Annotated in this window: 1 protein-coding gene; it reads left to right on the top strand. The window is 66.9% G+C overall.

Going from position 1 to position 12,087, the window contains the following annotated elements:
• Position 1 precedes the first annotated feature (1 nt).
• Positions 2–11,899 carry a non-ribosomal peptide synthase/polyketide synthase gene (locus tag C4K27_RS21105; protein ID WP_125738079.1) on the top strand — a complete coding sequence of 3,966 codons (11,898 nt, stop codon included), beginning with the start codon at positions 2–4 and terminating at the stop codon, positions 11,897–11,899.
• Positions 11,900–12,087 lie beyond the last annotated feature (188 nt).

The raw sequence follows: 12,087 nt of genomic DNA, 5'->3' as shown, positions 1-12,087 counted from the left end.
AATGCTTTCCAATGAAAATATCGATCTGGTGTCTCGCTTCGTTCGCCTGCCTCTGGAACAACGCAAGCTGTTTTACAAACGGCTGCAAAGCCGTGGCATGAGCTTCGCCCAGCTGCCGATTGCCCCGACCCGTATGGAGGTCGACAGCCTGCCGCTGTCCTATGCCCAGGAACGCCAGTGGTTCCTCTGGCAGTTGGAACCGGACAGCGTCACCTATCACATACCCAGCGCCCTGCGCCTGAAAGGCCGGCTGGACCAGGTCGCGTTGCAGCGCAGCTTCGATGCTCTGGTGGCGCGCCATGAAAGCCTGCGCACCCGTTTGCAGATGGATGCCGAGCGCACGCTGCAGGTGGTCGATGCCCAGGCCAGCGTCGAGATCGTGCGGGTCGAGGCCGAGGGCGCCGACGATGCGCGGCTCAAGACCCTGGTGGAAGCGGAAATCGCCCGGCCCTTCGACTTGCAGCAGGGCCCGCTGCTGCGGGTCAGGCTGCTGCGCCTGGCCGAGGACGAACATGTGCTGGTGCTGGTGCAGCACCATATCGTTTCCGATGGCTGGTCGATGCAGGTGATGGTGGCCGAGCTGGTGCAGTTGTACGCCGGCTACAGTCAGGGGCAGAGCCAAGGCCAGGACCTGCAATTGCCGGCGCTGCCGATCCAGTACGCCGACTACGCGCTGTGGCAACGCAGCTGGATGGAAGCGGGGGAGAAGGAGCGCCAGCTGGATTACTGGTGCGCCCTGCTGGGGGGCGAGCAGCCGGTGCTGGAGCTGCCTCTGGACTATCCGCGCCCGGCGGTGCAGAGCCAGCGCGGCGCGCGTCTCGACCTGAAGCTGGAGGCGTCGCTGGCGGCGGGTCTCAAAGGCCTGGCGCAGCGCGAAGGCGTGACAATGTTCATGCTCCTGCTGGCCTCGTTCCAGACCCTGCTGTACCGCTACAGCGGCCAGTCGGATATCCGCATCGGCGTGCCGATCGCCAACCGCAACCGGGTCGAGACCGAGCACCTGATCGGCTTTTTCGTCAACACCCAGGTGCTCAAGGCCGATCTCGACGGGCAGATGACCGTCACCCATTTGCTGCAACAGACCAAGCAGCGCGCGCTGGAGGCCCAGGCCCACCAGGACCTGCCGTTCGAGCAATTGGTCGAAGCGCTGCAACCCGAGCGCAGCCTGAGCCACAACCCGCTGTTCCAGGTGATGTTCAACCACCAGGCCAACGCCCGTGGCGCCCGCGCCGAACAGCAGTTGCCCGGTTTGCGCGTGGAAGGCCTGGAGTGGGACAGCCACACCACCCACTTCGACCTGAGCCTGGACACCCAGGAGTCCGGTGACGACCTCTGGGCGTCCCTGACCTACGCCACCGACCTGTTCGAGGCGGCCACCGTGGAGCGCCTGGCGCAGCACTGGCAAGGGCTGCTGCGCGGCATGCTCGATAGTTCGCAGAAACTGATCGGCGAGCTGCCGCTGCTGAGCGCGGACGAACAGCAGCGCATGCTCCGGGAATGGAATGCCGGCGCCACCGTCGCGGCGCAAGAGCCTGTGCATCGGCTGTTCGAGGCGCAGGCCCGGCAGCGTCCCGATGCCGTGGCCCTGCTGCTGGACGAGCAGCGCATGAGCTATGCCGAACTGAACCGCCAGGCCAACCGCCTGGCGCATTACCTGATCGGCCAGGGCGTCGGCCCGGAAGTGCTGGTGGGGATCGCGGTCGAGCGTTCCTTCGCCATGGTGGTCAGCCTGCTGGCGGTGCTCAAGGCCGGCGGTGCCTATGTGCCGCTGGACCCGCAATATCCCCGCGAGCGCCTGGTGCACATGCTCGAAGACAGCGCCGTGCGCCTGGTGCTGACCCAGTCCCACCTGCGCCAGCGCCTGCCCTTGCCGGCCGACCTGGCGGCCCTGGATATCGATCTGGCGGACGGGCAACTGGCGTCATGCGTCGAGAGCGATCCAGGGCTGGCGGTCGATCCGCACAACCTGGCGTATGTGATCTACACCTCGGGTTCCACCGGCAAGCCCAAGGGCGTGGCCATCGATCACGCCGCCCTGAGCGAGTTCGCCGGGATCGCCGCGGCTTATTCGCGGCTGTCCCGGGATGACCACGTCCTGCAATTCGCCACCCTGAACTTCGACGGCTTCGTCGAGCAGCTGTACCCGGCCCTGACCCAGGGCGCCAGCGTGGTCCTGCGCGGTCCCGAGCTGTGGGACAGCGCCCGCCTGTACAGCGAAATCATCCGCCAGGGCATTACCCTGGTCGACTTGCCGACCGCCTACTGGAACCTGTTCCTGCTCGATTGCCTGGCGGCCGGCCCGCGCGCCTATGGCGCCTTGCGCCAGGTGCATATCGGCGGCGAAGCGATGCCCCTCGACGGTCCTGCCCAGTGGCGCCGGGCCGGCCTGGAGCAGGTGCGGCTGCTCAACACCTATGGCCCGACCGAGGCCACCGTGGTCTCCAGCGTGCTGGACTGCTGCGCGGCCGACCCGGTCATGAGCGCCACGGCCAGCCCGATCGGCCGCTCGTTGCCGGGGCGGGCCCTGTATGTGCTGGACCGCGACCTCAACCTGTTGCCGGTGGGAGCCGTGGGCGAACTCTATATCGGCAGTGCCAGCGGCCTGGCGCGGGCCTACCTGCAGCGCCCGCTGCTGACGGCGGAGCGCTTCATGCCCGATCCGTTTGCCGGTTCGGGCGAGCGGCTGTACCGCACCGGCGACCTGGCGCGCTACCGCGCCGACGGGGTGATCGAGTACGTCGGCCGGGTCGACCATCAGGTGAAGATTCGTGGTTTCCGTATCGAGCTGGGGGAAATCGAAGCCTTGCTGCTGGCCCAGGCCGAGGTGCGCGAAGCCGTGCTGCTGGCCGCCGACAGCCAGCTGATCGGCTATGTGGTGGCGACGCAGCCGCTGACATCGCCAGAGCAGCAACAGGCCCTGGGCGAGCGGCTCAAGGCCGCGTTGCGCGAGCAATTGCCGGACTACATGGTGCCCGCGCACCTGCTGTTCCTGGAGCGCATGCCGCTCAACCCCAACGGCAAGCTGGACCGTCAGGCCCTGCCGCAACCGGACGCCAGCCAGGCGCAGCAGGCCTGGGTCGCGCCGGTGAGCGCCGTGGAGCAACAGGTGGCGGCGATCTGGGCGGATATCCTCGGCGCCGAGCGCGTCGGCCTCACCGACCACTTTTTCGAATTGGGCGGTCACTCGCTGCTGGCCATGCAGGTGGTCTCGCGCCTGCGCCATACCCTGGGGCTGGAAGTGCCGCTCAGGACCCTGTTCGAGCAGCCGCGCCTGGAAGGTTTCGTCCGCGCCTTGCCGGCCGGCGATGCCGAGGGCGCCCAGGCGCCGGCCATGCTGCCGGTCGAGCGCGGCCAGCCCCTGGCCCTGTCCTATGCCCAGGAGCGCCAGTGGTTCCTCTGGCAGCTGGAGCCCGAAAGCGCTGCTTACCATGTGCCCAGCGCCCTGCGCCTGAAAGGCCGCCTGGACCAGGCCGCGCTGCAACGCAGCTTCGACACCCTGGTGGCGCGCCATGAAAGCCTGCGTACTCATTTGCAACAGGACGGTCAGCGCACGGTGCAGGTAATTCGCGGCGCAGCGTCCGTCGATATCGCACTGGCCGAGGCCGATGAAGCCCAGCTTAAAACCCTGGTGGAAGCGGAAATCGCCCGGCCGTTCGACCTGGAGCGGGGCCCGCTGTTGCGGGTCAAGCTGCTGCGCTTGAGTGAGGAGGAGCATGTGCTGGTGCTGGTGCAGCACCACATCGTCTCCGATGGCTGGTCGATGCAGATCATGGTCGATGAGCTGGTGCAGCTGTATGCGGCCTACAGCCAGGACCAGGACCTGCAGTTGCCGGTCTTGCCGATCCAGTACGCGGACTACGCCGCATGGCAGCGCGGGTGGATGGACGCTGGCGAAAGAGAACGCCAGCTGGATTACTGGATGGGCCAACTGGGCGGCGAACAGCCGGTGCTGGAATTGCCGTTCGACCATCAGCGTCCGGCGGTGCAAAGCCATCGCGGCGCGCGCCTGGGCATCGCCCTGGACCCGCTGCTGGCCACCCAGCTCAAGGCTATGGCCCAGCAGCAGGGCGTGACCCTGTTCATGCTGTTGCTGGCTTCTTTCCAGACCCTGTTGCACCGCTACAGCGGCCAGGAGGATGTGCGCGTCGGCATCCCGATCGCCAACCGCAACCGGGTCGAGACCGAGCGCCTGATCGGCTTCTTCGTCAACACCCAGGTGCTCAAGGCCGATATCGACGGGCAGATGACGGTTGCCCAGCTGTTGCAACAGGTCAAGCAGCGCGCGCTGGAGGCCCAGGCCCACCAGGACCTGCCATTCGAGCAACTGGTGGAGGCCTTGCAACCCGAGCGCAGCCTGAGCCACAACCCGCTGTTCCAGGTGATGTTCAATCACCAGACCGACGCCCGTGGCGCTCGTGCCGAGCAACAGTTGCCCGGCCTGCGGGTCGAGGGCCTGGAGTGGGACAGCCGCACCGCGCACTTCGATCTGGACCTGGATATCCAGGAAGCCGAGGAGGGCATCTGGGCGTCCCTGGGTTATGCCCTGGACCTGTTCGAGCCGGCCACCGTGGAGCGCATGGCCCGGCACTGGCAGAACCTGTTGCAGGCCATGGTCGCCGATCCACGGCAGAGCATCGGCCAGTTGAACCTGCTCGACAGCGCCGAACGGCAGCAGATCCTGACCCTGTGGGATCGCACGGATTCCGGCTTCCCGGCCAAGCGCCTGGTGCATGAGCTGGTCGCCGATCAGGCCCGCAACAACCCGGATGCGGTGGCGGTGATCTTTGGTGATCGGCAACTGACCTACGGCGAGCTGGAGCGTAGCGCCAACCGCCTGGCCCGGGCGCTGATCGCCCGTGGCGTCGGCCCGGAAGTGCGGGTGGCGATCGCCATGCCGCGCAGCGCCGAGATCATGGTGGCCTTCCTCGCGGTGTTGAAAGCTGGCGGCGTGTATGTGCCGCTGGACGTGGAATACCCGCGCGATCGCCTGCTGTACATGATGCAGGACAGCCGCGCCAAGTTGCTGCTGACCCACACCGCGGTGCAGCAACAGCTGCCGATTCCGGACGGGTTGGACAGCCTGGCAGTGGACCGCACCCAGGACTGGGCAGGGGAGGACGACAGCGCGCCGAACGTGGCGCTGGACGGCGACAACCTGGCCTACGTGATCTACACCTCCGGCTCCACCGGCATGCCCAAAGGCGTGGCGGTCTCCCACGGTCCGTTGGTGGCGCACATCATCGCCACCGGCGAACGCTATGAAATGACCCCGGCGGATTGCGAGCTGCACTTTATGTCCTTCGCCTTCGACGGCTCCCACGAAGGCTGGATGCACCCGCTGATCAACGGCGCCCGGGTGCTGATCCGCGACGACAGCCTGTGGCTGCCGGAACACACCTACGCGCAGATGCATCGCCATGGCGTGACTGTGGGTGTATTCCCGCCGGTGTACCTGCAACAACTGGCCGAGCATGCCGAGCGCGACGGCAACCCACCGGCAGTCCGTGTTTATTGCTTCGGTGGTGACGCGGTGGCGCAGTCCAGCTACGACCTGGCCTGGCGCGCACTGCGTCCGACCTATTTGTTCAACGGCTACGGCCCGACCGAAACCGTGGTCACGCCGCTGCTGTGGAAGGCGCGTAAGGGCGATCCATGCGGCGCGGCCTATGCACCCATCGGCGAACTGTTGGGCAACCGCAGCGGTTACGTGCTGGACGCGCAACTGAACCTGCAACCGATCGGCGTGGCCGGTGAGTTGTACCTCGGCGGCGAAGGCGTGGCCCGTGGTTACCTGGAGCGTCCGGCATTGACCGCCGAACGTTTTGTCCCGGACCCCTTCGGCGCACCGGGCAGCCGCGTGTACCGCAGCGGCGACCTGACCCGTGGCCGGCCGGACGGCGTGGTGGACTACCTGGGTCGAGTCGACCATCAGGTGAAAATCCGCGGTTTCCGTATCGAGCTGGGCGAGATCGAAGCGCGCCTGCGGGAGCAGGACTCGGTGCGTGAAGCGGTGGTGGTGGCCCAGGCCGGGCCGAGCGGAAAACAGCTGGTGGCCTATATCGTTGCACTCGACCCGGCGGTGGCCAACGACACGGCCGCGCAAGCGCAGTGCCGCGAAAGCTTGCGCCAGGCGTTGAAACGCCGGTTGCCGGACTACATGGTGCCGGCGCACCTGATGTTCCTGGAAAGTATGCCGCTGACCCCCAACGGCAAGCTGGACCGCAAGGGCCTGCCACTGCCGGACGCCAGCCTGTTGCAACAGGAGTACGTGGCGCCGCAGAGCGAACTGGAACAACAGATCGCCGCGATCTGGGCCGAAGTCCTGCGCCTGCCCCAGGTTGGCCTGAACGACAACTTCTTCGAACTGGGCGGCGACTCGATCATCTCGATCCAGGTGGTCAGCCGCGCCCGTCAGGCGGGCATCCGCTTCACGCCCAAGGACCTGTTCCAGCACCAGACCGTGCAGAGCCTGGCCGCGGTCGCGCGCCAGGGGGCCGAGGGGCTGTCGATCGATCAGGCCGCGCTGAGCGGCGAGCTGTTGCTGCTGCCGATCCAGCAGGCGTTCTTCGAGGACGAGATCGCCGAGCGTCATCACTGGAACCAGTCGGTGGTGCTGCAACTCCATGAGCGCCTAGACCCGGCGATCCTCACCCAGGCCCTGCAAGCACTGATCGTGCAGCACGACGCGCTGCGTTCGCAGTTCGTGGCCGATGCCTCCGGCTGGCACGCGGCCTATCGTCCGGCCGAGCAGCATCAGGCCGAGCAGGTGCTGTGGCAGAGCGCGCTGCAAGGCGTCGAGGAACTCGCCGCCCTCGGCGACGAAGCCCAGCGCAGCCTGGACCTCGGCGCGGGCCCGCTGTTGCGCGCGGTCCTCGCCGAGCTGGCCGACGGTTCCCAGCGCTTGCTGCTGGTGATCCATCACCTGGTGGTGGACGGGGTGTCGTGGCGCATCCTGCTGGAGGACTTGCAGAGCGCCTATCGCCAGCTGGCCCGTGGCGCCGCCGTGGTGCTGCCGGCCAAGACCAGTTCGACCCGCGACTGGGCCCTGCGCTTGCAGGGTTATGCCCAGGGCGCGGCCCTGGAACGCGAGCTGGCCTGGTGGCAGGCGCAATTGCAGGGGGCCCGGGCCGAGCTGCCGTGCGCCAACCCGGACGCCAGCCTGAGCAACCGCCATGCCCTGAGCGTGACCACCCACCTGGACCAGGCCTTCACCCGCAAGCTGTTGCAGGATGCGCCGGCGGCCTATCGCACCCAGATCAACGATCTGCTGCTGACCGCCCTGGCGCGGGTCATCGGGCGCTGGAGCGGCCACGAGTCGACCCTGATCCGCCTGGAAGGCCACGGTCGCGAAGAATTGTTCGACGACATCGACCTGACGCGCACCGTGGGCTGGTTCACCAGTCTCTATCCGGTGAAGCTGGTACCGGCACCGACCCTGGCCGACTCGCTCAAGGCGATCAAGGAGCAGCTGCGGGCGATTCCCGACAAGGGCATCGGTTTCGGCGCCCTGCGTTACCTGGGCAGCCCGCGGATCCGCGAAGCGCTGGGCCAACTGCCGCGACCGCGGATCACCTTCAACTACCTCGGCCAGTTCGATGCCAGCTTCGAGGGCGGCGAGGCCGAAGGGCTGTTCGCGCCGTCCGGCGACTCCGCTGGTGCCGAGCAGAGCCCGGAGGCGGCGCTGGGCAACTGGCTGGAAATCAACGGTCAGGTCTACGGCGGCGAGCTGAACCTGAACTGGAGCTTCAGCCAGGCAATGTTCGACCAGGCGACTATCCAGCAACTGGCCGACGACTATGCCGAAGAGCTCAAGGCGCTGATCGAGCATTGCTGCCAGAGTGAGAACCGTGGCGCCACGCCGTCGGACTTCCCGCTGGCCAGGCTGGGCCAGGCACAGCTTGATGGCTTGTTATTGCCGATCCCGCAGGTGGAGGACATCTACCCGTTGTCGCCGATGCAACAGGGCATGCTGTTCCAGTCCCTGTACGGGCAGGGCTCGGGCGACTACATCAACCAGATGCGGGTCGATGTGCAGGGCCTGGACGTCGGGCGCTTCCAGGCGGCCTGGCAGGTGGCGCTGGAGCACCACGATATCCTGCGCAGCGGTTTCCTCTGGCAGGCGGAGCTGGAGCAGCCGCTGCAAGTGGTCTACAAGCAGCGGCAAGTGCCCCTGGTCGAACATGACTGGCAGCACCGCGCGGACCAGGCGCAAGCCCTCGACAACCTGGCCGAAGCGGCCAGGACCCAGGGCTTCGTCCTGGAGCAGGCACCCCTGCTGAGCCTGGTGGTGGTGCGCACTGGCGCCGACAGCCATCACTTGATCTACACCAACCATCACATCCTGATGGACGGCTGGAGCGGTTCGCAGCTGTTCGGCGAGGTGTTGCAACACTATGCTGGCGAGACCTTGCGCGCGCCTGTCGGGCGTTATCGCGACTACATCGCCTGGCTGCAGGCGCAGGACCGTTCGATCAGCGAAACCTTCTGGAAAGGCCAGTTGGCTGGCCTCGAGGAGCCGACGCGGCTGGCCCGTGGCGCTCATGATGACAAGATCCGGGACGCGAGTGTCGCGCTGGTCAACGGCGCCCACCGCCTGAGCCTCGACCGGGACCAGACCGAGCGCCTCAAGGCCTTCGCCCAGGGCAGCAAGGTCACCCTCAACACCCTGGTGCAAAGTGCCTGGCTGCTGCTGTTGCAACGCCATACCGGCCAGCGCACCGTGGCCTTCGGCGCGACGGTGGCCGGGCGTCCGGCGGAATTGCAGGGGATCGAGCAACAGGTCGGCCTGTTCATCAACACCCTGCCGGTGGTGGCCACGCCAAGCCCGCAGATGTGGGTGGGCGAATGGCTGCAACAGCTGCAGGAGCAGAACCTGCGCCTGCGCGAGCAGGAACACACGCCGTTGTTCGAGATCCAGCGCTGGGCCGGACTGGGTGGCGAAGCGCTGTTCGACAGCATCCTGGTGTTCGAGAACTACCCGGTGTCCGAGGCGCTGGAGCAGGGCTCGCCAGCGGGCCTGCGTTTTGGCGCCATCGAGAGCCTGGAGCAGACCCACTATCCATTGACCGTGTTGCTGGCCATCGGCGAAACCCTGGCGCTGGAATTCAACTATGACCGCCAGGCCTTCGGCGCGCAGGATATCGAGCAACTGGCCGAGCACTTCCAGCAACTGCTGTTGGCCCTGGCCACGCCTGAGCCGCAGCGCCTCGCGGACCTACCGTCGCTGCCGGTCGCGCAGCGCCAACGGATGGTCCATGACTGGAACGCCACGGCCCGCGATTACCCGCTACAGCGCGGCGTGCACCAGCTTATCGAAGAGCAGGTGCTGCGCAGCCCGGATGCGCCGGCCCTGATCTTCGGCGAGCAGCAGCTGAGTTATGCCCAGTTGAACCGCCGCGCCAACCGCCTGGCCCATCGCCTGATGGCCGCCGGCGTCGGTCCCGATGTGCTGGTGGGGCTGGCAGTGGAGCGTTCCATCGAGATGGTGGTCGGCTTGCTGGCGGTGCTCAAGGCCGGTGGCGCCTATGTGCCGCTGGACCCGGAATACCCGCGTGAACGCTTGGCCTACATGCTCGAAGACAGCGCGGTGAAGCTGCTGCTGACCCAGGATCACCTACTGCAACGCTTGCCGATCCCGCACGGTCTGGAGTGCCTGGTGCTGGATCAGGGGCAGGTGCAAAGCAGCCTCGAAGGCTACAGCGAGGACAATCCGCAGGTGGCGCTGGACGGCGAAAACCTCGCCTACGTGATCTACACCTCCGGTTCCACCGGGCAACCCAAGGGCGCGGGCAACCGTCATTCGGCACTGACCAACCGCCTGTGCTGGATGCAGGAAGCCTATGGCCTGGATGCGCGCGACACGGTCTTGCAGAAGACCCCGTTCAGCTTCGACGTCTCGGTGTGGGAGTTCTTCTGGCCGCTGATGACCGGCTCGCGCCTGGTGGTGGCGGCGCCGGGGGATCACCGTGATCCGGAAAAGCTGGTGCGCCTGATCAACCGGCAGCAGGTCACGACCCTGCACTTCGTGCCTTCGATGTTGCAGGCGTTTCTTCAAGATCCGGCTGTAGCCTCGTGCCACAGCCTGCAACGGATTATCTGCAGCGGCGAAGCCTTGCCGGTGGATGCCCAGCAACAGGTCTTCGCCAAGTTGCCGGCTGCCGGCCTGTACAACCTCTACGGTCCGACCGAGGCGGCGATCGACGTCACCCACTGGACCTGCGTCGACGAGGGCCGGGACGCGGTGCCAATAGGGGTACCGATCGCCAATCTGGGCTGCTATGTGCTGGACAGCAACCTCGAGCCGGTGCCGGTGGGCGTGCTGGGCGAGCTGTACCTGGGCGGGGTCGGCCTGGCCCGTGGTTACCACCGGCGGCCGAGCCTGAGCGCCGAGCGTTTCGTGGCCCATCCGTTCGTCAGCGGCGAGCGTATGTACCGCACCGGCGACCTAGCCCGCTACCGCGCCGACGGGGTGATCGAATACGCCGGGCGTATCGACCATCAGGTCAAGCTGCGCGGCTTGCGCATCGAGCTGGGCGAGATCGAGGCCCGCCTGCTGGAACACGCCCTGGTGCGTGAGGCTGCGGTGCTGGCGGTGGAAGGCAAGCATCTGGTGGGCTACCTGGTGCTGCGGGAACAGCCTGACGACTGGCGCGACACCCTGGCCGCGCACCTGGCGGCCCAGTTGCCGGACTACATGGTGCCGGCGCAATGGGTGGTGCTGGAGCAGATGCCCCTGAGCCCCAACGGCAAGCTGGACCGCAAGGCGCTGCCGAAGCCCGACGCGCAGCAGGGCGCGCAGGACTACGAAGCGCCGCAAGGCGAGCTGGAGCAACAGCTCGCGGCGATCTGGAGCGAGGTGCTGGGCGTGGAGCGTGTCGGCCGGAGCGACAACTTCTTCGAACTGGGCGGCCACTCGCTGCTGGTGTTGATGCTCAAGGAGCGGATTCGCAAGGCCAGCGGCATCGGCCTGTCGGTCAGCCAGCTGATGCTCAACCCGACCGTGCGCGGCCAGGTCAATTGCCTGCAAGGCAACGCGCGCAGCTCGTTGATCGTCAAGCTCAACAGCCAGACCCAGGGCACTCCGTTGTACCTGTTCCACCCCAGCTACGGCTCGGTGCATTGCTACAAGGCCATCGCCCTGGCGTTGCGCGAGCAGCGGCCGGTGATGGGCGTGATCTGCCGGGCCCTGGCCGAACAGGGGGCCGCAGTGCCGAGCTGGGAAGACATGGTCGAGGACTACAGCAGGCAACTGCTGGACGCCCAGCCACAGGGCGCCTTCCGCCTGGCCGGATGGTCCCTGGGCGGCAACCTGGCGCTGGCAGTCGCCTATGCCCTGGAGCAGGCTGGCCGGCAGGTCGAGATGGTCGGCTGGATCGACTCCGCGCCGCCTTTCTGGCTCAAGCAGTACTGGGACGCGGCGGTGATCAGCGATGAGCGCGAGGTGTCGGCCAACGAACAGCGGGTGGCCTTGCTCGGGGTGATGTTCGGCGCATTCGCCGAGCCTATCCGCCAGTCTTGGCTGGACTGCCAGGCGGGGTCGGCGGACGAGGCCGAGCAATGGAGCCGTTTCTGCGCCTGGGCCGAACAGACCCTGGGTGACGCCTTCCGCGAGATCAAGGAAGAGTTGCTGCGAGGCAACGAGGCCGAGATCTCCTGGGAAGTCGACCGGACCCTGACCGAGCGCCTGGAACAGGCCGACTTCAAGCCGATCAAGGCGCCGATCAGTTGCTGGTGGGCAGGCCTGAGCCGGGCCGGCCAGCACAAGGAGCTGATCGAGTCGAGCATGCGCCAGGTCATCGGCCAGTCCTGCGTGGCGCGTTCGGTGGTGATCGATACCGACCATGACCGGATCATCGACAATGCCGAGTTCGTGGAGAGCTTTGTCGCCGCAATGGAGTAACCCCCAGCAGGAACAAAAGCGCCCCCGGCCACACCCGTGACCGGGGGCGTTTTTGTTTGTACGGCGGGGCAGGGACACAATGTAGCCGCTGCCGAACCTGGCGAGGCTGCGCTCGACTGCGCAGCGGTCGCCAAACCCGACGCCAGCAGTTCAGGCCATCGCGTCGTCAGCTTTACGGGGCTGCGCCC

Origin of the sequence: Pseudomonas chlororaphis subsp. chlororaphis (assembly GCF_003945765.1) — a bacterium.
Classification (GTDB): Bacteria; Pseudomonadota; Gammaproteobacteria; order Pseudomonadales; family Pseudomonadaceae; genus Aquipseudomonas; species Aquipseudomonas chlororaphis.
This window is presented reverse-complemented; position numbering and strand designations above follow the sequence as displayed.

Excerpts from the sequence above, each read along its gene's own strand:
- C4K27_RS21105 (WP_125738079.1), top strand. The coding sequence starts at position 2 with ATGCTTTCCAATGAAAATATCGATCTGGTGTCTCGCTTCGTTCGCCTG.